The following is a 20844-nucleotide window of genomic DNA, read 5'->3' on the forward strand; positions in this document are numbered from 1 at the left end:
AAGTGAGGCCAGGCATTGGCATCATCGGAACGGGCATGGTCGGTCAGATGTGCCACCTCGCCAATTTCGTCGCCAACCCCGCCTGCCGCGTCGTCGCGATCGCGGATCTCCGGCCCGACCTCGCTGCCGCAGCGGCGCAAAAATTCGACATCGCGCGGGTCTACGGCACGCACCGGGAACTGCTGGCGGACAGCGAAGTGTCGGCCGTCGTCGTCGTGACGAAGCGTCGCGCCACCGGCCCGATCGTGCTGGGTGCGTTGAGCAGTGGCCGCCATGTGCTGTCGGAAAAGCCGATGGCCTACACCGCGGCTCAGGCCGTTTCACTGACCGAGGCGGCGCTCCGGCACAAGCTCGTCTACAGCATCGGCTACATGAAGCGTCACGACGCCGGGGTGGCGCGCGCGATTGCCGAGTTGGCACGCCTACGAGCGGATCAGTCGCTTGGACGCGTTGTCGGCGCGCGAGGCTGGTGCTTCGGCGGCAGCACTGGCCGGTCCCAGGACAACTTTGTCATGACCGGCGAAGTGCGGCCGGACGGGCTCGAGCTCTGGCAGGACGGCCCCGACTGGATGCCGGGTGCGATGCGACCCGGCTACGACAGTTTTCTGAACGTGTTCAGCCATATCATCAACCTCGCGCGCTACATGCTCGGATCGTCACCGACGGTCGCGGAAAGCACCATCGAGAGCTCGGGCGCGGCGACCGTGACACTCGACTTCGACGGCGTCGCCTGCGCGCTGCAACTCGCAAATGGATCCGACGGCGTCTGGCGCGAGGGGCTGAGCATCGCGTTCGAACAGGGCGCGCTGACCATCGAATTGCCCCCACCGTTTGCCGAGCAGGAGGCGGAGGTCATCCTCGATCAGCAAGGACAACGCACGCGATTGTCGCGCGACACGAGCTGGGCGTTTCGGCGTCAAGCCGATGCATTCGTCGCCGATATCGTGGAGCAGAGGACGCCGCTGGCTTCCGGCGCAGATTCCGTGGCCGACATCGCCCTTGCGGAGGCGATCTGGAAACGGCAGGTCAGCGGTTAGGCTTCACGCCGTCCGGCGGCAATACCCGGGCGATGGCTGATTGCCCACATTCTAGCTAAGTGTTTGATTTCGCTGGCAGGAGTGGCAGGGCTCGAACCTGCGACCCCCGGTTTTGGAGACCGGTGCTCTACCAATTGAGCTACACTCCTACGGACCCTGCGTTGCCGCGCGGATCAGGCCGCTTTGAAGCACAGGGGGCGGCCGGATTGCAAGGCCGGATTGCAAGGGTGAAGCGCGCTGGCTTCGCTTGTTTGTGCCGCGCCTTCTGGGCCACAGTCCGCTCCGAACAATAATAAGCAACCGGGAGTGCCCATGACTGCCCAAGCCTCTGCGACTGCCCAAGCGTCCGCGACAGCCGCCCATCGCCCCTCGACCGCGCCGAAGACGCCGCCTCTGCCGGAATCCCGCCCCGAGACGCTGGGGCTGTCGCGCCCTCGCCTCCAGGCAATGTCGGACGCCTTCAAGCGCGAGATCGACAGGGGAACCGTGCCGGGCGTCACCGTGCTGGTGGCACGGCACGGCCAGGTCGGCTGGTTCGAGGCGCTCGGCAGGCAGAGCCCGACGGGCGCGGCGCCGATGGCGCATGATTCGATCTTCCGCATCTTCTCGATGACCAAGCCGATCGTGTCGGTCGGCATCATGACGCTGGTCGAGGATGGGCACCTGATTCTTGCCGACCCCGTCGCGAAATTCATCCCGGAGTTCGCCGATCAGAAGGTCGGCGTGACCAGCGGCGGCAAGCTGGAACTGGTTCCGCCGAAGCGCCCGATGACGGTGCAGGACCTGCTCCGCCACACCTCCGGCCTGACCTACGAGCACCAGGGCGACGGCCCCGTGCACAAGATCTACCAGGAGTCGCGGGTGCGCAGCCGCAAGATCACCAACGCCGAGCACGCCGCCCTGGTGGCGAGCTTCCCGCTGGTCTGCCATCCCGGCGACGAGTTCAACTACAGCCGCTCCACCGACATCCTCGGTCGCATCATCGAGGTGGTCAGCGGCAAGTCGCTCGGCACGTACCTCACCGAGCGCATTCTCACGCCCTTGCAGATGGCCGAGACCGGCTTTGCGACAGCCGAGGCCAATGCCGGCCGGCTTGCCGAGCCGTTCGCGGCCGATCCCTGGACCGGCGACAAGGTCGCGCCGTTCAACATGCTCGAGCAGCCCATCATGGAGTCCGGCGGCGGCGGCCTCGTCTCCACCACCATGGACTATGCCCGCTTCGCGCTGATGCTGCGCAATGGCGGCACGCTCGACGGCAACAGGATCATCGGCCGCAAGACGCTGGAACTGATGGCCTCCGATCATCTCGGACCTCACGTCGTGACCAACGGCACGCTGCTGTCGCCCGGCCATGGTTTCGGCCTCGGCTTCGCGGTGCGCCGCGAGGCCGGCATCGCGCCCTTCCCCGGCAGCGTCGGCCAGTATTTCTGGAGTGGCATTGCGGGGACGTTCTTCTGGATCGATCCCAAGGAGGATCTGTTCGTCGTGTTCATGAGCCAGGGCCCGGGGCAGCGCGATTATACGCGAACGCTGGTGCGGGATCTGGTGTACGCGGCGGTGGATTGAGATCCGGCTCTCGTGCCCCGGACGCGCTGCAACGCCCTTAGCGTTGCTGCGCAGAGCCGGGGCCTATGCCTCCGCGATCTCGACCCCCTCACCTCTGGCTCCCGGCTCTGCGGAGCGGCACTTCGCGCCGCACCGCGTCCGGGACACGAGACCGTCAACTGATCGTCGCGCCGCCGTCGATCACCATGGTCTGGCCGGTCATGAAGTCGCCGGCCCTCGAGCCCAGGAACACCGCGGCGCCCGCGATCTCGTCGGGCACGCCGATGCGCAGCAGCGGCGAACGCGCGGTCGAGGCTTTCAAATTCTCCGGATTGTCCCACAGCGCTTTCGCGAAGTCGGTCTTGATCAGGCCGGGCGCGATGCAGTTCACGCGGATGTTGTGCGGGCCATATTCGCAGGCCAAATTGCGCGCGAGCTGCATGTCGGCGGCTTTCGAGATCGCGTAGGCGCCGAGGATGGTCGAGCCCTTCAGGCCGCCGATCGAGGAGACGATAATGATCGAACCGTCCTTGCGCTCGATCATCTGCGGCACCACCATCGAGATCAGCCAGTTGTTGGCGACGATGTTGTTGTCCAGGATCTTCCTGAACTGATCGTCGGAGATGCCGGCGAGCGGACCGTAATACGGGTTCGACGCGGCGTTGCAGACCAGCACGTCGATCTTGCCGAAGGCGCGGTTGCTCTCGTCGATGAGGTTCTGCAGGTTTTCCTTCGACGAGATGTTGGCGGCGATCGCAACCGCCGTGTCCTTGCCGAACTTGTCGTTGATGCTCTTGGCGACCTGGTCGCAAACGTCGGCCTTGCGCGAGGAGATCACCACCTTGGCGCCGTGCTCGGCCATGCGCTCGGCGATCGCAAGCCCGATGCCGCGCGTCGAGCCGGTGATGACGGCGACTTTCCCCTTCATGTCGAACAAGGTCATGTTTCTCTCCCAGATTGATCTTCGTGTTCATTGTCATTCCGGGGCGGCGAAGCCGAACCCGGAATCTCGAGATTCCGGGTCCGGTCCTGCGGACCGTCCCGGAATGACAGCTCACTCAGGCGAGCTTCTTGACTTCCGGTCCCGCGGGTTGATGCATCGCCGCATGCGCATCGTCCGCGATCCACGGCTGCTGGTTCACCATCGGCAGCCGCCAGACATTGCGCTCGGGACTTGCGAAATAGTCGAGCCGCGTCACCGAGCAATTGTCGATATCGAACGCGAGCCCCCGCTCCGGCTGATTGTCGAGCGCCAGCCCCAGCGCCGCCTTGATGGTGCCGCCATGTGCGACCGCGATCACGTCCTGCCCGGCGGCCTCATTGTTGATCCGCTCGATGGTGCGGCGGGTGCGGTTGTAGAGGTCCATGAAGCTTTCGCCGCCGGGTGCAGGCTCGTTGATGTCGGCAAACCAGCTCGATCCGACGGGACGGCTGGCGATGAACTCGGCGCGATTCATGCCCTGCCAGCGGCCGAGGTTTTGTTCGGCGAGGTCCGCTTCCCATTTCATGGCCGCAGGCTTTGGGAAGCCGGCCGCCCAGATCGCTTCGGCGGTCTGATGCGTGCGCATCAGATTGCTCGAATACCAGACCGCCTTGCGTGGCAGCACCTTGGCAACAGCATTGAAGACGTAGGAATCGCTGGTGTCGCAGGCGAGATCAGACTGACCGTAGATGTTGCCGCCGTCATTGCGCACGGGCGCGTGACGGACCCACCACCAGCGTGTCGTGACCACTTTGGGCTTGTCTGCACCTGCCATCGAAACCCTTCCATCCCGTTTGATGTCGCTGTACGTCAGTAGCGAACGTGTCTCAAGACACTTTACCGTTTGAAATCTTGTTTGAAATTCCGTCGCGCGGCAAGCGTCGCGTGCGAACCAAAGGGAGAAACCGCATGGGCCGTCTGCAAGGCAAATCCGTCATCATCACCGGTGCCGGCAGCGGCATCGGCCGCGCGGCCGCGCTGCTGTTCACGAGAGAAGGCGCCAAGCTGATCGCGGTCGATCGCACCGAGGCGGTGAAGGAGACGGTCGACGAGGTGAAGAAGGCCGGCGGTGTCGCGGAAGCGATGATAGCGGATGCGGGCTCCGAAAAGGACGTCATGGCCGTGATCGACAAGGCGGTGAAGACGCACGGCCGGCTCGACGTGATCTGGGCCAATGCCGGCGTCTCCGGCGGACTCGTCCCGCTCGGCGAGCAGACCGTCGAGCAATGGCAGGAGGTTTTGCGCATCAATCTGATCGGGCCGTTTCTCGCGGTGAAGCATGCGATGCCGCACATGGTGAAGCAGCAGTCCGGCGCGATCGTGCTGACCGCGTCCGTCGCCGGCCTCAAGGCCGGCGCCAGCGGACATCCCTATGCCGCGAGCAAGGCGGGCGTCATCTCCCTGGTGCAGACCACAGCCTACTCGCTCACCGGCACCGGTGTGCGCATCAACGCGGTGTGCCCGGGCCTGATCGAGACCGGCATGACCAAGCCGATCTTCGACCGCGCCAAGGAGCGCGGCACCGCCGACAAGATCGGCCAGCTCAATCCGCTCAAGCGTCCCGGCCAGCCGCACGAGCTCGCCGCGATGGGATTGTTCCTGGCCAGCGACGAGGCGTCGTATGTCAACGGCCAGGCCTTCCCGGTGGACGGTGGCCTCACGGCGTCGATGCCGTATACGGGCAAGCCGGTTTAGTTCGCGAACTCCCCTGTCCCGGACGCGGTGCGGCACGCAGTGACGCTCCGCAGAGCCGGGATCCAGAAAGCTACAGCACGTGCTGCGGCATGGGCCCCGGCTCTGCAGCGCATCGTCGAAGAGACGCTGCGCTGCGTCCGGGGCACGAGACTGTTGATGAATAACTGACATCGGATCGCATCCTCGCGACTTGTCTCGCCCGAGCTTTGCTTGTTCGCCTCACCCTCAAATGAAAGAGGGCGCAGGGAAGACCGGGTGCCGGCTGGCACCCACGGTCCACTGTGCGAGATTGTCGTGAACAAAATTGCACAGCAGCATACAGGTGAAGCCCAACACACGGCCTTCCCTGCGCAGTGGCTTTACGGCTTATGTCGTGATCTCCCCGGGGAGCGATGCACTATTGCCCCCGTCGCCTTGCGGATGGCTGACGCGCGTGCCCGGTTGGGCAACCCACATCACCGCAACACTTGGCGCACAGACCCCGGGCGCCAGGACCACACGATTTTGCCGTACGCCGATCACACCGGTCGTGTGCGCGACGCCTTCGCTCACGGTTGCCCGCCCTGCGAAGTCCTTCGCGCCGATGTGACCAACGTCCACCGCCGTCCGGCCCGCGTTCGTGACGATCGCGATACGCCCCTCTTCCTTGGGCCGGAGTGTGGCGACACATACGCCGTTTCCGAATTTCGGTAAAGTGGAATATTTCGAGCGGCGCGGGTTGACCGGCAATTGGGGTGTTTTGCCCGACAGGTAACGCAAGGTCTTGTAGCCCGGATGAGCGAAGCGACATCCGGGATTCCTACCACGAGCTGCCCCGGGTCTCGCTTCGCTCACCCGGGCTACGGGACCGACATTGATTTGCCCACATGAGCACGACGTTGGTATGGTTCGTGCAAGCACTTCAACTTCCATCCCCCTGACAAGAACGTGACAATGCCAAGCTCGAGACCCGACCGTATTCGCAAGCTGCTCGCCGACCTCGTCGGCTTCGACACCATCAGCGATCGCTCCAACCTGCCCCTGATCGCGCATATCGAGAGCTATCTCGCTGCGCTCGACGTCAAGAGTGAGCGCATCACCGACGAGACCGGGCAGAAGGCCTCGCTATGGGTCACCATTGGACCCGAGGACCGCCCCGGCCCGGTCCTGTCCGGCCATACCGACGTCGTGCCCGTGGCCGGCCAGGACTGGAGCCACGATCCGTTCAAACTCGTCGAACGCGACGGCAAGCTCTATGGCCGCGGCACCACCGACATGAAGGGCTTTGTGGCGGTGTGCCTTGCCATGGTGCCGGAGATGCTGGAGGCGAAGCTCGCAACGCCCATTCACCTCGCGATCTCCTATGACGAGGAGATCGGTTGCGTCGGCGTGCGGCCGATGCTGCGGGAGGTCGCGAAAAAACGCGTGAAGCCGCTCGGCGCCTTCATCGGCGAGCCGACCGAGATGAAGGTCATCATCGGCCATAAGGGCAAGCACGGCGTGCGCGCCACGTTCAAGGGGCTCGCCCGCCACTCCTCGATTGCGCCCGACGGAGTCAACGCCATCGAATACGCCGCGGAGCTGATCGTCGAGATCCGACGGCGCGCCGTGGCGCTCGCAGCCGTGCGAGCGGCCGACAGCCTCTACGACGTCCCGCACTCGACGCTGCTCACCAGCATCGTGCATGGCGGCGCCGCGCTGAACATCGTGCCGGATAGCTGCACGGTCGATTTCGAATGCCGTGGCATCGGCATCACCGAGTCGCGCGAGGTTACGGATGCGATCGTCGCCTGGGCCAAGGCCGAGCTCGAGCCCGCGATGAAAAAGCAGCATCCGGATTGCGGCATCGATTTTGAGGAGATCCTCGACTATCCCGCGCTCGACACGGCGGCCGATGCGACAATCGTCACGCTGGCCAAGAGCCTTGCGGGGCGCAACGACCACGCCAAGGTCGCGTTCGGCACCGAGGCAAGCCTGTTCGCCAGCATGGCCGATATCCCGTCCGTGGTGATCGGCCCCGGTTCAATCGCGCAGGCGCATACACCGGACGAATTCGTGGAAATGGCGGAGCTGGAGAAATGCGCAGGCTTCGTGGAGAAGCTGATCGCGCATTGCGTGAAGGGGTAGCGGAGTTCGCAATTACTGGGTCCCGGCTCTGCGCAGCAACGCTTATGCGTTGCTGCGCGTCCGGGACACGAGCACCGCCGCTAATCCATCCCGCCACGATGGAATTATAGACGCCGGGAAATACGGTCTCGTGTCCCGGACGCGGTGCGGCACGAAGTGACGCTCCGCAGAGCCGGGACCCAGAACACTTGGCGGCACCGTTCAAACATGCAATCTTAAGTCGTGACGATGCATTACCGGCGATTGCGTGTACATGCCCTTTTTCGTTTACATCCTTGCGAGCAAACGAAACGGAACTCTTTATGTCGGAGTTACCAATGACCTTGCTCGGCGAATGACCGAGCATAAGGCCAAACTCGTACGCGGCTTCACGCAGAAATACGGCGTGACCTTGCTTGTCTACTTCGAAACCTTCGAATCCGTACTGGAAGCTCGGGCGCGCGAACATTCGCTGAAGCGTTGGCGACGCAGCTGGAAGCTCAAGCTGATCGAACAACTCAATCCGGACTGGCGCGATCTGACCGACGAGCTGAATACGTTGGTGACGTGACTGGGTCCCGGCTCTGCGGAGCAGCACTTCGTGCTGCACCACGTCCGGGACACGAGAGGCGCGATCGAGGTAAAAAGGGCGCGGCCTTCAGTCGCGCCTTCGTAGTCCCTACACCGCGCCGGCCTTCTGCGCATACTCCCAAGACGCTTTCGACAGCGGCACGGTGCGCTTGGCTGACTCCAGCGCCTTGGCATTCGCCGCGGTGCCGTCGCGGACGCGGCCGGCGATGCCTTGCGTGATGCCGGCGAGGCGGAACAGGTTGTAGGCAAAATACCAGTTGAGATCAGGCACTGTCATCTTGGTGACGTTGCAATAGATCTGCGCGGCTTCCTCCACGCTCGGGATGTTGAGCGCCTTGAGGTCGGCGCCGTCCAGGCCGGGCATGACCCACTGCATCAGCAGATAGGTGAAGTCGGCCATGGGATCACCGAGTGTCGACAGCTCCCAGTCCAGGACCGCCTGCACGCGCGGTTCCGTTGCGTGGAAAATCATGTTGTCGAGGCGATAGTCACCGTGGACGATCGAGACGCGCGCCTGCTCCGGAACGGTCTTCGGCAACCATTCGGCGACCTTCTCGAACTCCGGAATCGTCTGGGTCTCGGACGCGCGGTACTGCTTGGTCCAGCGGTCGATCTGCCGGGCAAAGTAGTTACCCGGCTTGCCGAAGTCGCCAAGACCGATCGCGACGGGATCGAACATGTGGAGTTTTGCCAGCGTCTCGATCTTGCTGGTGAAGATTTTTCGACGATCTTCCGGCGTCTGGCTCGGCAGCGTCGGATCCCAGAACACCCGGCCGTCTTCCATCGACATGATGTAGAAGGCCGAACCGATGATGCTGTCGTCCTGGCACAGCGCATAGGCCTTCGCGACCGGAAAGCCCTGCTTTCCCAGGGCCGCGATCACCCGGTATTCGCGATCGACCGCGTGCGCCGACGGCAGCAATTTGCCGAACGGCTTGCGCCGCATCACATAGGAGCGGTTCGGCGTGTCGAGCCGGTAGGTCGGGTTGGACTGGCCACCCCTAAACTGCAGGACGACCAGCGGTCCTTCATAGCCCTCGACGTTGTCGCGCATCCAGGCTTCGAGCCGCATCTCGTCGATACGATGACGCTCCTCGACGGGCTTGGTGCCCGAGAATTCTTCGTCTTTCCTGACGCCGTCAGCCAATGTGACGCTCCCTTATTTTTCTTTGTCCGTCATTCCGGGATGGTCCGAAGGACCAGACCCGGAATCTCGAGATTCCGGGTTCGATGCTACGCATCGCCCCGGAATGACGGTGAAGGGAGCGCCATCAGCTCCCCTATTTCAATGACTGGAAGAGTTTGCATACTTCCGAACCTCGAGCCTGGCAATGGCGCGATTGTGCACCTCGTCCGGGCCGTCGGCGAGACGGAGCGTGCGGATGTGAGCGTAGTCCTTGGCAAGGCCGGCTTCGTCCGAGACGCCTGCACCGCCGAAAGCCTGGATCGCCTCGTCGATGATCTTCAGCGCCATGTTGGGGGCTGCGACCTTGATCATGGCGATCTCGGCCTGCGCGGTCTTGTTGCCGACCTTGTCCATCATGTCGGCGGCCTTGAGGCACAACAGCCGCGTCATCTCGATGTTGGTGCGGGCCTCGCCGATGCGCTGCTCCCACACAGAATGCTCGACGATCCGCTTGCCAAAGGCGGTGCGCGAGGTGAGCCGCTTCACCATTTTCTCCAGCGCCTCCTCGGCCTTGCCGATGGTGCGCATGCAGTGATGGATGCGGCCGGGACCGAGACGGCCCTGCGCGATCTCGAAGCCGCGGCCTTCGCCGAGCAGGATGTTCTCCTTCGGCACCCGCACGTTCTCGAGCAGCACCTGGGCGTGGCCATGCGGCGCGTCGTCGAAGCCGAACACGGGCAGCATCTTCTCGACCTTGATGCCGGGGGTGTCGAGCGGAACCAGGATCTGCGACTGCTGCTGGTGCTTGGCCGCCTTGAAATCGGTCTTGCCCATCAGGATCGCGATCTTGCAGCGGGGATCGCCGACGCCGGACGACCACCATTTGCGGCCGTTGATGACGTAGTGGTCACCGTCGCGCACGATGCTGGTCTCGATGTTGGTGGCGTCAGACGAGGCTACGGCCGGCTCCGTCATCAGGAAGGCGGAGCGGATCTCGCCGTCCATCAGCGGACGCAGCCATTTGCGCTTCTGCTCCTTGGAGCCGTAGCGCATGAACACTTCCATGTTGCCGGTGTCGGGCGCGGAACAGTTGAAGACTTCCGAAGCCCAGGAGATGTGGCCCATCTGCTCGGAAAGCAGCGCGTATTCGAGATTGGTCAGTCCCGCGCCGCGGAATTCGTCATCCTCATGCTCGTTGGGCGGCATGAACATGTTCCAGAGACCTTCGGCCTTCGCCTTCTTTTTGAGATCCTCGAGCACCGGGATCACCTTCCAGCGTTCGCCGCTGCGATCCTGCTCATCATAGACCGGCACCGCCGGACGCACGTGCTTGGCCATGAAGGACTGCACGCGGTCGAGCCATTCCTTCTGCTTCGGCGACAGATCGAAATCCATGGGACGCTCCTCGTCTTTGCCAACTTGTTTTGGCGAACTTGTTTTGCGCCGGACTGTCCACCCGCATTGTGCGACCCGCAAGTGCGAATGCGCGACTTGCGGACTCTCCGGAACCCCTTCGCGCATTTGCGAACGAGTCCCGATTGCGGATTGACTTTCCCGACCTTCAAACGATAGTTTCATACAACTGTTTGAATTGCAACTCCCTCCCCGAGGGGCTCCCATGGCCAGCGATCATACCCGGACTGCCATCCTCGCCGCCGCCGAACGGCTCTATGCCGATCGCGGCTTCGGCGACGTGACGCTGCGCGACATCGTCGCGGAGGCCAATGTCAATCTCGCGGCGGTGAACTATCATTTCGGCTCGAAGGACGAGTTGATCGCGGAGCTGTTCGTGACCCGCTCGATCGCCACCAACCGCGAGCGTCTGCGCGAATTGAAGGCGGCGGAAGAACAAGGCGGCGGCCGCGCGCCGATCGAGGTAATCCTGCATGCCCTGGTCGGCCCGACACTGCGCGGCTGCCTCGGCCCGGAGAACCAGCGCTCGAGCGCGGCGCGCTTCATGATCCGCGCCTCGATCGAATCCGTGCCGCCGATCCGCCGCATCAAGAACCGCGAGATCGACCATTTGCGGAAATTCGCCGGCGCGATGCGCCGCGCCCTGCCCGACCGCAGCGACGTCGATATCTACTGGGGCCTGAATTTCGCGCTCGCCATGGCGCACCACACCATCCGCGAGAGCGAGCGGCTGATAAAGCTGTCGGAAGGCAAATGCGACCTCGACGACGTCGAGGACGTGGTCGCGCGCGTCGTCAGCGTGGCGACGATGGCGCTGACGGCGGGACGGCTGGAGGCGAAGGTGCCGTCAAAGGTGGCGGCGCGTTAGCGCAACTCGTTGCCGCACTGACGGTGCGCGCCCTCGCCCCGTTCTTACGGGGAGAGGGTTGGGGTGAGGGGCCTCTCTCCGCGCATGAGATCGTCGAGGGACCTGTACCCCCTCACCCGGATCGCTGACGCGATCCGACCTCTCCCCGCAAGCGGGGCGAGGTAAGTAAGCGCGGTCACATCATCGCGATGCAGTCGATCTCGACGTCGAAGGGGCCGAACCATTCCGGCGTGCAGACGAAGATCCGCGCCGGCGGATCGTGCGGGAAATAGCGCGCATAGACGGTGTTGAACGCGGCGAAGTGTCTTGTCGAGGTGCAGTAGACGTTGCACTTCATGACGTTGTCGAGGCTCGCGCCCGCCGTCTCGAGGCACAGCTTCATCTGCTCCATGACGAGCTCGCTCTGCCGTTCGATCGGCACGTCCGCGATCTCGCCCGTGTCGGGGTCGAATGGCGGCAGGCCGGCGACGAAGATCATGTTGCCGGCGCGCGTGACCGGCGAGACCGGCGCCTGCCGGCGATCGAGGAATGTCGAAATCGGCTCGACGCGGAGCGCTTCGCGTCTCATGTCGCGTTTCATTTCGAGATTCATGGGCGGCCACCTTCGGTTCAAGCGAGATGACGGCTTGCTACATCAGCTTGCAGCCGTCATGCTTCGCTTCTGATCGAAGTTTGCTCGCCGAACCGCCTAGGCGTGCTGCGGCATCTCCTCGGCCTCTTCCTTGGCGAGCAGCAGCAGCATCTCGATGCCCATGTCGCCTTCCTGCGGCGAGCGGATGAACTTTATTTCGTCGGCGCTTTGCCGCAACGCGGCAACGATCGCGACGGCCTGGTTAGCCGTTGCCGCCTCGGTCGCCAGAATTGCCTTCTGGTTCTTGGCCTGAAACCCGATCGTGTAGGACATGCGTTCTCTCCCGACCCAATGACGTCATCGAATCTGAGTCGCGCGCGAAGCGGAAGCCTGTGTGTTTACGGACCGGGTTTATCTGGGGATTGCGCGTAAGGCTCGCGCAAGGTCGCGCGAGTGTCATGATGACGTCACGATCTGCGCTCCGCCGAAGCTAGATGATGCCCTGCTGCTTCAGCGCCTCGATCTTGCCGGCATCATAGCCGAGCTTGCCGGCGAGCACCTCCTGGGTGTGCTCACCGAGCAGCGGCGGGGCGCGGTAATCCTTGATCGGGGTTTCCGAGAGCGTCAGCGCGTTGCGGATCAGCGAGAGATCGGGCTGGAACGGATGGTCGACCTTCACCCGCATGCCGCGCGACTGGACGTGGGGATCGGAAAACACCTGCTCGAAATTGTTGATCGGGCCGGAGGGCACGCCGGCCTCCTCCAGTCTGTCCAGCCAATAGGCCACCGGCTGCTTCAGGAACAGGCCGGCGAAGATCGCCATGATCTCCTTGCCATGCACGACGCGGTCGTTGTTCTTGACGAAGCGCTTGTCGCTCGCGAGCTCGGGCGCGCCGAGCACGGCGCAGGTGCGCTGGAACTGGCCGTCATTGCCGACCACCAGCATCAATTCGCCGTCGGTGCAGCGGAACACGCCGGCAGGCATGCCGCCATTGCCCCAGGTGCCGCGGCGCGGCGGCGTCTTGCCGTTGACGAGATAGATCTGCAGCCAGTGCGACAACGATGCGATGACGGTGTCGAACAGGCAGACGTCGATGTGCTGCCCCACGCCATCATTGGCGTCGCGATGGTACAGCGCCGAGAGAATCCCGATCGAGGTGTTCATGCCGGTCATGTAGTCGACGATCGACGGTCCGACCTTCATCGGGCCCTCGCCGGGCTCGCCGTCGATATGGCCGGTGACGCTCATCAGGCCGCCCATCGCCTGCAGGATGGCGTCATAGCCGGCGCGCGGCGCATAGGGGCCGGTCTGGCCGAAGCCGGTCACCGAGCAATAGATAATGCCGGGATTGATCGCCTTGACGGTCTCGTAGTCGAGGCCGTAGCGCTTGAGATCGCCGACCTTGTAGTTCTCCATGAAGACGTCGACGTCCTTGGCGAGCTCGCGGATGATCGCCTGCCCTTCGGGCTTGGCGATGTTGACCGTGACCGACTTCTTGTTGCGGTTGGCACAGAGGTAAAACGAGTTGTTGTTGTTGGCCTTGCCATCGGGGTCGGTCAGATAGGGCGGGCCGAAGGCGCGCGCGTCGTCACCGGTGCCCGGCCGTTCGATCTTGATCACCTCCGCGCCGAGATCGCCCAGCATCTGGGCCGACAGAGGCCCGGCAAGCACGCGGGTGAGGTCAAGGATCTTGATGCCTGAGAGCGGCAGGGCCGACATATCGAATTCCTCCGGGAACTGGATCTTAGAGCTGATCTTGGCGCGGCGGCGAGATCGCGGGCCGCGCCTCCTGCGGATACACTATTTTGGCGGCCCGAGCACTGCACTGTGGGCATACGGCTATCCCCCTGCCCGCCCGGCGCAGGTCATCCGCGCGGTGAATTTCCGCAGCGCGAATATTCTCAGGTCACTGCCGCCGCAGCCACCTGCGGACGCCGGCGGCCGAGCAGGACCAGGATCAGCACCGTGGCGCAGGAGCAGACGAAGGTAAGACCGAGCGCGCCGCGGCTGCCGAACTGGGTGAGCAGGCCGACAAGGAGCGGCGGCGAGACTGCGGAGGCAAGATTGAGCGGCAGCGCGATCATCGACATCGCCTTGGCGAACTCGGTCTGATCGTAGAACACGAGCGGGATCGTCGCACGCGCCACCGCCATCGCGCCGCTGCCGGCGCCGTAGAGCAGGATGAAGGCCGCAACCGCCCAGGTCGCGCCCCCGCTCGTCATCAGCAGCAGCATGGCGACCGGGAGCGCCGTGCCGGCGAAGAGCCCGGTCGTGATTCCGTCCCACCGCCCTCCGCCGAGAAAATCGAGCCCGCGGGCGCTGACCTGGATCACGCCCAGCATCGAGCCGAACGCAAGCGCCTGCGCCGGAGGAAGCCCCTCTGCCCGGAGCAACTCGATCATGATGGCCCCGATGCCGAAATTGACGAAGGCGTTCAGCGTGATCGCGGCAACGACGAGGCTGAAAGTGCTCCTGGGAATCGCAGGCGGCGGCGAAGACTTCACCGACTCACCACCATGATCCCCGGCGATTTTCCGTCGCGGTGCAAAGAATGCATAGAGCGGAAGGTTGACGACGATCATCATCGCCGCATAGACGAGGCACGTCCCGCGCCAGCCGAGCTGACCGCTGAGGAACGACGTCGTCGGCCAGAAGATGCTGCTCGACAGGCCCGTCACCAGCATGAGCGCGCCGATGGCATTCTTGGCCTGCCTCCCGGCGACCTCGTTCAGCATGATATAGGCGCCGGTCGAAAGCGTGGCGCTGCCGGCAATGCCGAGGACGATCCAGGCCGCGAAATACAGCGTCGGCTCGCGCGCGAGGGACAGCAGGATGAAGCCCGGCACGGTGAGGACCGTGCCTGAGATCATCACCTTTCGTGCGCCGTGCCGCTCAAACGACCTGGCGAGCCAGGGCGCGCACAGTCCCATCGACACATAGAGCACGGACGTCCCGGCGAACACCGCCGGCAAGCTCATGCCGAGATCGGCCGCGAGATCGCGTCCGACGATGGCGGGAAGACCTATCGTACCCCACCCGACAAGCTGGGAGACCGCGAGCACCAGCAGGACCCCGATGAGCCTGCTGTCAGATTTCAAAAACCGCATTCCAACCGTCGCCTGCCCGCCAGGCGCCGATCACGCCTGTGACGCCAGTCTTACCCGGAGACTCGGCGCACGGAAACGCCGGCCGTCGAATGGCAGCAGGCGGCCGGGAGCATGCCAGGGGGCGGCAGGAGCTTCCTACCCTGCGAGCCCGAGCAGGGATCGCGCCTCGGCCGCAGTCGCCACGCGGCGGCCGTGACGCGCGACAGCCTCACCGGCGATGGCCACGAGCTCCGCGTTGCTGGCGGCGAGGCGCGCCTTGTCGATCCTGATATTGTCCTCGAGCCCGGTGCGGACCGCATCGGCGCCACGCGCGAGCGCCCAGCCCATGACCTCGGCCTGGTGGCGTCCGATCCCGGCGGCCGTCCACGTCGCCTTCGGGATCAGCCGCCTGAGTTCGCCCAGCAGGATGTCGAGGACATGCTCGTCCGCGGGCATGGCGTTCTTGACGCCCATGACGAACTGCACGTGCGGACGCTGGTCAATCAGCCCCGCCTCGATCAGGCGGCGGGCGCCGTGCAGATGTGACAGATCGAAGATCTCGATTTCCGGCCGGATGCCATTCGCCTTCATGCCGGTGGCGAGAGTCTCCACCAGCGCGGCGCTGTTCTCGTAGACGATGGTCGGAAAGTTCACCGATCCCGTGGACAGCGAAGCCATGTCCGGCTTCAGGTAGAGCGACGATCCGCGCGCCGAGGGATCGCGGCCCCGCCCGCCGGTCGAGAACTGAACGATCATGTCAGGACAGTGCTTCCTGATCCCCGCCTGCACCACGGCGAAACGCTCGGGATCGGAGGACGGCGTCTCGTCATCGTTGCGAACATGGATATGGGCGAGCGTGGCACCGGCTTCGAAGGCCTGGTGCGTCGACTCGATCTGCTCGGACGGCAGGATCGGGACCGCGGGATTGTCCTTCTTGCGCGGAACGGAGCCGGTGATTGCGACGGCAATGACAGCAGGGTTCATCTTGCAACCTCATATTGATTGCGCTCACGCGCACAAATTCGAATCGGCAGCCTGACTATGCAGTGAGGCCCTGCCGCCGCGAACATCGATCGCGGCGGCAGTTGCCTCTATCATACCGTCAGGTCCGAACCGCGGCAGCCCCGCTTACCGCATCGCCGGCGCGCTGACGGTCATAATCTGCCCGCGGCATCGGAACGGCATTGGGGTTGCCGAGATCGTCGATCCTGATCCGATAGGTTTCCCGCGCGGTCAGGGCCGCCAGCGCGGCGATGACCGTGATCGCGAAGGCAATCGCCCCCACCGTCAACGGAATGTTGGTCGAGCCGGGAGGCGCGACGGTCGCAAACAGGGCGGGAAGCAATGCGGTGATGGTGGTTCCGATGTTCTGCGATATCGCCATCGCCGAGACGCGGGTGCGGGTCGGAAACAGCTCCGGGTAAAAGCTCGGGAAGATCGCGTTGTAGCCCTGATAGACGACGCCCCACATCAGCAGCGACACCAATATTGCCAGCGGCACATTCCTGATGCTGATGGCATAGAGATAGCAAAAGGCGAGCAAGCCGGAGAGAAGCGCGCCGACGATGATCGGAGGCTTGCGGCCGACCTTGTCGGAGAGATTGCCGACGAAGGGAATGACGAACACGGCCAGCATGTTTCCGAGCACGGGGATCCAGAGATAGACGTCCTTAGCAAAACCGATCCCGTAAGCCGGCTGCACCGCATAGGCCGCGCCGAAGATGGTCGCAACGACAGGAATGACATTCATCAGCGCCATGCAGATGACCCTGAGCATGTCGCGCCAGCTCAGCTTGATGGCCTGGACGATGGGCGCGCGCGGCGTTTCTCCCCGTTCGCCCTCGCGGGCAAAAGCAGGGGTCTCGTCGACTTCGCGACGGATGATGTAGCCAGCGACGATGACGAAGAAGCTGAGCAGGAAAGGAATCCGCCAGCCCCAGCTGTTGAAGGCCTCGGTCGGCATATAGGCCGCCAAGGGCAGGAATATTGCTGCGGCGAGGATCTGTCCGGCCTGCACCCCCTGAAGGGCGAAGCTGGCATAGAAGCCCCGCCGACCGAACGGCGCGTGCTCCAAGATCATCGAGCTTGCGCCTGAGATTTCGCCGGCAACGGCAAATCCCTGCACGAGGCGCAGAATGACGAGCAGGATCGGGGCAAGCATGCCGACCTGCTGATAGGTCGGCAGGATACCGACCGCCATGGTCGAGATGCCCATCAGGAACATGCAGATGATGAGAACCGTCTTGCGGCCATGGGTGTCGCCCCAATGTCCGAGCACGAAGGCACCGATCGGACGAGCCACATAGCCGACGCCATAGGTCGCCAGCGATGCAACGATCGCGACGGTGGGGTTCTCCGACGGGAAGAAGATTTGCGGGAAGATCAGCGACGCGGCGGTCGCGTAGATGAAGAAGTCATAATATTCGAGAGCCGACCCGATCCAGCCGCTGGCAGCGGCTTTCCTGGACTGACTCATCTGATGGATCGCGGTCATCTCAAGATTCCTCCCTTGGGTTTTGCTGACGTCCCGTTGACGGGCTTCGCTCAAAATTGGGCAGCACTCTCCGGCCGCTCTGCGGAGTTTCGCGAGCGCTTGTCACTACCGATGGGTGTCTGCTTGGTGGCGACGATAGGCTTTCGCCGGGCTAACACAATTACCCTGTTATGCGACAAACCTAACCTGATGTTATTTGCGCGCGAGACCCCACGTCCCGGCCAACACCGCCGGCAGGCTCATGCCGAGATCGGCCGCGAGATCGCCTCCGACGATGGCGGGTGGGCCGCGGTTGACATTGGACCATTGCATGGTCCATTTTATGAAAATTGAGGAAGGACAATGAGATGCGGGTCTCCGTCACCGACGCAAAAGGACAATTGACCGATCTTGTCCGCCGCGCAGAGGCCGGCGACGAGGTGATCCTGACGCGGCATGGACATCCCGCGGTGCGGCTCGTCCCGGTCAAGCTTGCGCCGGACCGCGCCGCCCGCCGGACCGTGCTCGAGGCGGCGCGAAGGACCGGGGGGGCCAAAGCTATCCCCGGACCGACCGCCGCGCGCAGTCAGGACTTTCTTTTCGGCGATGACGGACTGCCGGAATGATCGCAGTCGACACTTCCGCGCTCATGGCGATCGTGCTCGACGAACCGCAAGCCGATGCTTGCATCACCGCGCTGGAGACCGCCGACGAAATCCTGATCTCGGCCGCCTCCGTTGCGGAAAGCCTGATCGCCGCGGCACGGCGGGGCGTCGACGAAGAGATGAACAGGCTGATCAACGATCTCGGTTTGAACGTAATCTCGGTGACCCAAACTTCGGCCGAACGCGTGGCGCAGATCTACTCGCGTTGGGGCAAAGGCATTCGTCCCGCCGGTCTCAACTTTGGTGATTGCTTCGCCTACGATGTCGCCAAGGAGAATGGCTGCGCACTTCTTTACGTCGGCGACGACTTTGCCAAGACGGATATCGTTGCGGCGGCGTAAGTCGACGACTGCCGGGCGGCGACCTACCGGCCGAACAGAAAAGCCGCGGGGCAGCCGTCAGGCTGTATGGCCGGGATCGACCTGCTTCGGGGTTTTCTTGTCGCGTTGAGGTGTCATCTTGGCCGGATCCGGCGCATTCGGCACGCCGCGCGGGCCGAGCTGGTCGCGCTGAATGTCGTCTTCGGAGCGGGAGGGCTCAATACCGTTCGGCTCACGGGGCTTGGTCATCGCAGCCTCCTGAAGTGTTCTGCTCGGAGTGTCCCATCAAATTCCCAGCGCGTTCTCGCCGGCTTCGCGGCCGGGCACGCTGACATGGACTTCGTGTCCCTCGCGAAGCGCCAGCGAGGCGGCGGCCACCGCCGATTCGAACGCGGCTTCCTTGGTGGAGTATCTGTTCTTGACGTCGCCGTCGTGCAGCACGCCCCATTCGTCCTGCACGGGCACGATCGTGTATTGAGCAAGGCCCATGGTGTAACTCCTCCAGATCTATCGCTGCGTGAGCTGCGGGTGCGCCGCCGTCACCCGCCACACCGTGTTGCCGCTGTCATCGGCGACCAGCAGCGCGCCGGTCTTGTCGATGGCGACGCCGACGGGCCGCCCGCGCGCCTGGTTGTCGCTGTTGAGGAAGCCGGTGACGACATCCTGCGGCGGGCCGCTCGGCTTGCCATCCGTGAACGGCACGAACACCACCTTGTAGCCGTTCAAGACCTGCCTGTTCCAACTGCCGTGCTCGCCGACGAAGGCGCCGCCGCGATAGGCGGCCGGCAAACTCGCGCTTGTGTTGAAGGCCATTCCAAGCGGCGCGACATGCGAGCTCAGCGCGTAGTCAGGCACGATCGCCTTGGCGACGAGATCAGGACGCTGCGGCTTGACGCGGGGATCGACATGCTGGCCGTAATAGCTGTAGGGCCAGCCAAAGAAGCCGCCGTCCTTCACCGACGTCATGTAGTCCGGCACGAGATCGGGACCGAGTTCGTCGCGCTCGTTCACCACCGTCCACAGCGCCCCGGTCTGCGGCTCGAAGCTGAGACCGTTGGGATTGCGCAAGCCGCTTGCGAAGATGCGCCAGCGGCCACTGGCACGGTCGATCTCGAGGATGGCGGCGCGATTGTGCTCGGCCTCCATGCCGTTCTCGGTGATGTTGCTGTTGGAGCCGACGCCGGCATAGAGCTTTGAACCGTCGGGGCTCGCGACCAGGCTCTTGGTCCAATGATGGTCGATCGGTCCGCCCGGCAGCTGCGTCAGCACCGTGCCGGGCGCGGTGATCTTCGTATCGCCTTCGGTGTAGGGATATCTGACGATCGCATCGGTGTTGGCGACATAGAGATCATTGCCGACCAGCGCGACGCCGAACGGCGAGTTGAGATGGTCGAGGAAGACGCTTTGCGTGTCCGGGACGCCGTCCCCGTTGCTGTCGCGCAGCAGCGTGATGCGGTTGCTCTCGCCGGTGTCGCCGCCTGATGTCGCCCAGGACTCGATGTATCCCATCACGATTTCCTTGGGCCGCTTGATCGGAGCGCCCTTCGGCGCCTTGGATTCCACCACCAGCACGTCGCCGTTGGGCAGCACGTAGAGAAATCGGGGGTGCTGCAAGCCGGTCGCGAAGGCCCTGGCCTGCAAGCCCTGCGCAACTGCCGGGGTCTCGTCCTTTTTCCAGCCGACGATGCGGGCGATGTGCATCGGCGGCAGCAAATATTGCTGGATGTCGGGAAGCGTCGGGTTGGCGCCGGTTTGCGCCTTCGGATCGCCGCTGCCGTCATTGCAGCCGGCCAGACACAGCAGCGAAGCACACAACAGCGCCCGAGCGATTGCGGAGTTCATCGCGCAACTCCTACACCGTGGCGGTACACCATCGCCCAGCCGAGCCAGCCGGTGACCGGCAGGATCAATACGGTGATGGCTGAAAGAATGAGCCCGGTCGGCCACACCGAGGTCCAGGCATCGCGCGTGTGGATCAACGCATTGACGATCGCCAGGACCAGCGCCAGCGCGTTGCCGATCAGATGTGGCCAGGCCGGCGGCTGCGTCCGCACCAGGCGGTTGCCGAGAAAATCGGTCAGGCCGGCAATGGCGGCCAGTACGCCGAAGATGACGCCGACGACCAGAAGCCAGGCGGAAAAATCCGCCCACATGATCTCGGTACTGACGACATAGGCGATGTCGGTCAGCAGCGCCCCGATGAAGCAAGCGATCGGTATCGGCACCAGCATCGGATGAATCGGATGGCCCGCGATTTGTGCGGTCGAGCGCACGCGCACGTCTTGTTGCACGATTGGCCTCTTGTCAGATCGCCGCCCCTCCCCGGTGGAAAACACCCGCTTTCCACGAAGGTTCCTGATGGTCGACCACGGCGCCGCTGTGCCTC

23 protein-coding genes and 1 tRNA gene are annotated in these 20844 nt (G+C 64.0%); 8 read left to right on the forward strand and 16 right to left on the reverse strand.

Annotation, left to right across the window (positions count from 1 at the left end; genetic code table 11):
- Positions 1–2 precede the first annotated feature (2 nt).
- Positions 3–1037: a Gfo/Idh/MocA family protein gene (locus BRA471DRAFT_RS23310; protein WP_035974195.1), complete on the forward strand. Its 1035-nt coding sequence runs from the start codon at positions 3–5 to the stop codon at positions 1035–1037.
- A 73-nt stretch (positions 1038–1110) separates the two neighbouring features.
- On the opposite strand, the gene BRA471DRAFT_RS23315 is transcribed toward BRA471DRAFT_RS23310, so the two are convergent.
- A tRNA-Trp gene (locus BRA471DRAFT_RS23315) sits at positions 1111–1186 on the reverse strand.
- 163 nt (positions 1187–1349) lie between these two features.
- Between BRA471DRAFT_RS23315 and BRA471DRAFT_RS23320 the strand changes: the two genes are divergently transcribed.
- The gene (locus BRA471DRAFT_RS23320) at positions 1350–2603 is read left to right on the forward strand and encodes a serine hydrolase (protein WP_007611642.1); all 1254 of its coding nucleotides are present in this window, start codon (positions 1350–1352) and stop codon (positions 2601–2603) included.
- Between the two features lie 154 nt (positions 2604–2757).
- Here the strand turns inward: BRA471DRAFT_RS23320 and BRA471DRAFT_RS23325 are convergent, their stop codons facing one another.
- Together BRA471DRAFT_RS23325 and BRA471DRAFT_RS23330 are read right to left on the reverse strand one after the other, a co-directional pair.
- On the reverse strand, positions 2758–3525 hold the full coding sequence (locus BRA471DRAFT_RS23325; protein ID WP_007611644.1) for an SDR family NAD(P)-dependent oxidoreductase: 768 nt from the start codon (positions 3523–3525) through the stop codon (positions 2758–2760).
- Between the two features lie 115 nt (positions 3526–3640).
- Complete coding sequence (locus BRA471DRAFT_RS23330) at positions 3641–4339, reverse strand: histidine phosphatase family protein (RefSeq protein ID WP_007611646.1); 699 nt, start codon at positions 4337–4339, stop codon at positions 3641–3643.
- Positions 4340–4473: 134 nt separating this feature from the next.
- On the opposite strand from BRA471DRAFT_RS23330, the gene BRA471DRAFT_RS23335 reads away from it, so the two are divergent.
- On the forward strand, positions 4474–5259 hold the full coding sequence (locus BRA471DRAFT_RS23335; protein WP_007611648.1) for an SDR family NAD(P)-dependent oxidoreductase: 786 nt from the start codon (positions 4474–4476) through the stop codon (positions 5257–5259).
- Positions 5260–5625: 366 nt separating this feature from the next.
- On the opposite strand, the gene BRA471DRAFT_RS39810 is transcribed toward BRA471DRAFT_RS23335, so the two are convergent.
- The gene (locus BRA471DRAFT_RS39810) at positions 5626–6018 is read right to left on the reverse strand and encodes a hypothetical protein (protein WP_007611650.1); all 393 of its coding nucleotides are present in this window, start codon (positions 6016–6018) and stop codon (positions 5626–5628) included.
- A 174-nt stretch (positions 6019–6192) separates the two neighbouring features.
- Between BRA471DRAFT_RS39810 and argE the strand changes: the two genes are divergently transcribed.
- Both argE and BRA471DRAFT_RS23345 read left to right on the forward strand, forming a co-directional pair.
- Positions 6193–7365, forward strand: coding sequence for an acetylornithine deacetylase (gene argE / locus BRA471DRAFT_RS23340; RefSeq protein WP_007611652.1), 1173 nt, complete (start codon positions 6193–6195; stop codon positions 7363–7365).
- Between the two features lie 253 nt (positions 7366–7618).
- A complete protein-coding gene (locus BRA471DRAFT_RS23345; protein ID WP_007611654.1) occupies positions 7619–7915 on the forward strand; it encodes a GIY-YIG nuclease family protein in 297 nt (98 codons plus the stop codon).
- 108 nt (positions 7916–8023) lie between these two features.
- Here the strand turns inward: BRA471DRAFT_RS23345 and BRA471DRAFT_RS23350 are convergent, their stop codons facing one another.
- Both BRA471DRAFT_RS23350 and BRA471DRAFT_RS23355 read right to left on the reverse strand, forming a co-directional pair.
- Positions 8024–9082 (reverse strand): phosphotransferase family protein, encoded by a 1059-nt coding sequence (locus BRA471DRAFT_RS23350; RefSeq protein WP_007611655.1) that lies wholly within the window; start codon positions 9080–9082, stop codon positions 8024–8026.
- A gap of 138 nt (positions 9083–9220) precedes the next feature.
- Complete coding sequence (locus BRA471DRAFT_RS23355) at positions 9221–10456, reverse strand: acyl-CoA dehydrogenase family protein (protein ID WP_007611657.1); 1236 nt, start codon at positions 10454–10456, stop codon at positions 9221–9223.
- Positions 10457–10679: 223 nt separating this feature from the next.
- Between BRA471DRAFT_RS23355 and BRA471DRAFT_RS23360 the strand changes: the two genes are divergently transcribed.
- Entirely contained in the window at positions 10680–11342 is a 663-nt protein-coding gene (locus BRA471DRAFT_RS23360; protein ID WP_007611659.1) for a TetR/AcrR family transcriptional regulator, read from the forward strand.
- A 175-nt stretch (positions 11343–11517) separates the two neighbouring features.
- Here BRA471DRAFT_RS23360 and BRA471DRAFT_RS23365 read toward each other — a convergent pair whose 3' ends face one another.
- The 6 genes from BRA471DRAFT_RS23365 to BRA471DRAFT_RS23390 all read right to left on the reverse strand — a co-directional run bounded on the left by BRA471DRAFT_RS23365 (position 11518) and on the right by BRA471DRAFT_RS23390 (position 17494).
- On the reverse strand, positions 11518–11910 hold the full coding sequence (locus tag BRA471DRAFT_RS23365; RefSeq protein WP_035975097.1) for a RidA family protein: 393 nt from the start codon (positions 11908–11910) through the stop codon (positions 11518–11520).
- A gap of 120 nt (positions 11911–12030) precedes the next feature.
- Positions 12031–12246, reverse strand: a complete 216-nt coding sequence (locus BRA471DRAFT_RS23370) for a hypothetical protein (protein ID WP_007602925.1) — start codon at positions 12244–12246, stop codon at positions 12031–12033.
- Between the two features lie 157 nt (positions 12247–12403).
- On the reverse strand, positions 12404–13633 hold the full coding sequence (locus tag BRA471DRAFT_RS23375) for a CaiB/BaiF CoA-transferase family protein (protein WP_007611664.1): 1230 nt from the start codon (positions 13631–13633) through the stop codon (positions 12404–12406).
- 182 nt (positions 13634–13815) lie between these two features.
- Positions 13816–15021, reverse strand: coding sequence for an MFS transporter (locus BRA471DRAFT_RS23380; RefSeq protein ID WP_007611665.1), 1206 nt, complete (start codon positions 15019–15021; stop codon positions 13816–13818).
- Between the two features lie 135 nt (positions 15022–15156).
- Positions 15157–15984 carry a 3-keto-5-aminohexanoate cleavage protein gene (locus BRA471DRAFT_RS23385; protein ID WP_007611673.1) on the reverse strand — a complete coding sequence of 276 codons (828 nt, stop codon included), beginning with the start codon at positions 15982–15984 and terminating at the stop codon, positions 15157–15159.
- 118 nt (positions 15985–16102) lie between these two features.
- Positions 16103–17494, reverse strand: coding sequence for an MFS transporter (locus BRA471DRAFT_RS23390; protein WP_007611674.1), 1392 nt, complete (start codon positions 17492–17494; stop codon positions 16103–16105).
- A gap of 347 nt (positions 17495–17841) precedes the next feature.
- Here BRA471DRAFT_RS23390 and BRA471DRAFT_RS23395 point away from each other — a divergent pair, with 347 nt between their 5' ends.
- Together BRA471DRAFT_RS23395 and BRA471DRAFT_RS23400 are read left to right on the forward strand one after the other, a co-directional pair.
- The gene (locus BRA471DRAFT_RS23395; protein WP_007611675.1) at positions 17842–18099 is read left to right on the forward strand and encodes a type II toxin-antitoxin system Phd/YefM family antitoxin; all 258 of its coding nucleotides are present in this window, start codon (positions 17842–17844) and stop codon (positions 18097–18099) included.
- Entirely contained in the window at positions 18096–18479 is a 384-nt protein-coding gene (locus BRA471DRAFT_RS23400; RefSeq protein WP_007611677.1) for a type II toxin-antitoxin system VapC family toxin, read from the forward strand. Before BRA471DRAFT_RS23395 ends, BRA471DRAFT_RS23400 begins: the two co-directional genes overlap by 4 nt.
- A 57-nt stretch (positions 18480–18536) precedes the next feature.
- Here BRA471DRAFT_RS23400 and BRA471DRAFT_RS39050 read toward each other — a convergent pair whose 3' ends face one another.
- The 4 genes from BRA471DRAFT_RS39050 to BRA471DRAFT_RS23415 are packed head-to-tail and all read right to left on the reverse strand — an operon-like array spanning position 18537 to position 20749.
- Entirely contained in the window at positions 18537–18707 is a 171-nt protein-coding gene (locus tag BRA471DRAFT_RS39050) for a hypothetical protein (RefSeq protein WP_007611679.1), read from the reverse strand.
- Positions 18708–18743: 36 nt separating this feature from the next.
- Positions 18744–18947, reverse strand: coding sequence for a hypothetical protein (locus BRA471DRAFT_RS23405; RefSeq protein ID WP_007611681.1), 204 nt, complete (start codon positions 18945–18947; stop codon positions 18744–18746).
- 18 nt (positions 18948–18965) lie between these two features.
- Positions 18966–20300 (reverse strand): sorbosone dehydrogenase family protein, encoded by a 1335-nt coding sequence (locus BRA471DRAFT_RS23410; RefSeq protein WP_007611683.1) that lies wholly within the window; start codon positions 20298–20300, stop codon positions 18966–18968.
- Positions 20297–20749, reverse strand: coding sequence for a DUF2231 domain-containing protein (locus tag BRA471DRAFT_RS23415; RefSeq protein WP_007611685.1), 453 nt, complete (start codon positions 20747–20749; stop codon positions 20297–20299). The genes BRA471DRAFT_RS23410 and BRA471DRAFT_RS23415 overlap by 4 nt, the downstream gene beginning before the upstream one ends.
- Between the last annotated feature and the right edge of the window lie 95 nt (positions 20750–20844).

Origin of the sequence: Bradyrhizobium sp. WSM471 (assembly GCF_000244915.1) — a bacterium.
GTDB lineage: Bacteria > Pseudomonadota > Alphaproteobacteria > Rhizobiales > Xanthobacteraceae > Bradyrhizobium.

Coding starts and splice junctions, on each gene's coding strand:
- BRA471DRAFT_RS23410 (WP_007611683.1), bottom strand. CDS start 20,300: ATGAACTCCGCAATCGCTCGGGCGCTGTTGTGTGCTTCGCTGCTGTGT.
- BRA471DRAFT_RS23320 (WP_007611642.1), top strand. CDS start 1,350: ATGACTGCCCAAGCCTCTGCGACTGCCCAAGCGTCCGCGACAGCCGCC.
- BRA471DRAFT_RS39050 (WP_007611679.1), bottom strand. CDS start 18,707: ATGACCAAGCCCCGTGAGCCGAACGGTATTGAGCCCTCCCGCTCCGAA.
- BRA471DRAFT_RS23390 (WP_007611674.1), bottom strand. CDS start 17,494: ATGACCGCGATCCATCAGATGAGTCAGTCCAGGAAAGCCGCTGCCAGC.
- BRA471DRAFT_RS23380 (WP_007611665.1), bottom strand. CDS start 15,021: ATGCGGTTTTTGAAATCTGACAGCAGGCTCATCGGGGTCCTGCTGGTG.
- BRA471DRAFT_RS23335 (WP_007611648.1), top strand. CDS start 4,474: ATGGGCCGTCTGCAAGGCAAATCCGTCATCATCACCGGTGCCGGCAGC.
- BRA471DRAFT_RS23345 (WP_007611654.1), top strand. CDS start 7,619: ATGCCCTTTTTCGTTTACATCCTTGCGAGCAAACGAAACGGAACTCTT.
- BRA471DRAFT_RS23400 (WP_007611677.1), top strand. CDS start 18,096: ATGATCGCAGTCGACACTTCCGCGCTCATGGCGATCGTGCTCGACGAA.
- argE (WP_007611652.1), top strand. CDS start 6,193: ATGCCAAGCTCGAGACCCGACCGTATTCGCAAGCTGCTCGCCGACCTC.
- BRA471DRAFT_RS23325 (WP_007611644.1), bottom strand. CDS start 3,525: ATGACCTTGTTCGACATGAAGGGGAAAGTCGCCGTCATCACCGGCTCG.
- BRA471DRAFT_RS23385 (WP_007611673.1), bottom strand. CDS start 15,984: ATGAACCCTGCTGTCATTGCCGTCGCAATCACCGGCTCCGTTCCGCGC.
- BRA471DRAFT_RS23405 (WP_007611681.1), bottom strand. CDS start 18,947: ATGGGCCTTGCTCAATACACGATCGTGCCCGTGCAGGACGAATGGGGC.
- BRA471DRAFT_RS23355 (WP_007611657.1), bottom strand. CDS start 10,456: ATGGATTTCGATCTGTCGCCGAAGCAGAAGGAATGGCTCGACCGCGTG.
- BRA471DRAFT_RS23360 (WP_007611659.1), top strand. CDS start 10,680: ATGGCCAGCGATCATACCCGGACTGCCATCCTCGCCGCCGCCGAACGG.
- BRA471DRAFT_RS23365 (WP_035975097.1), bottom strand. CDS start 11,910: ATGAGACGCGAAGCGCTCCGCGTCGAGCCGATTTCGACATTCCTCGAT.
- BRA471DRAFT_RS23370 (WP_007602925.1), bottom strand. CDS start 12,246: ATGTCCTACACGATCGGGTTTCAGGCCAAGAACCAGAAGGCAATTCTG.
- BRA471DRAFT_RS23330 (WP_007611646.1), bottom strand. CDS start 4,339: ATGGCAGGTGCAGACAAGCCCAAAGTGGTCACGACACGCTGGTGGTGG.
- BRA471DRAFT_RS23395 (WP_007611675.1), top strand. CDS start 17,842: ATGCGGGTCTCCGTCACCGACGCAAAAGGACAATTGACCGATCTTGTC.
- BRA471DRAFT_RS23375 (WP_007611664.1), bottom strand. CDS start 13,633: ATGTCGGCCCTGCCGCTCTCAGGCATCAAGATCCTTGACCTCACCCGC.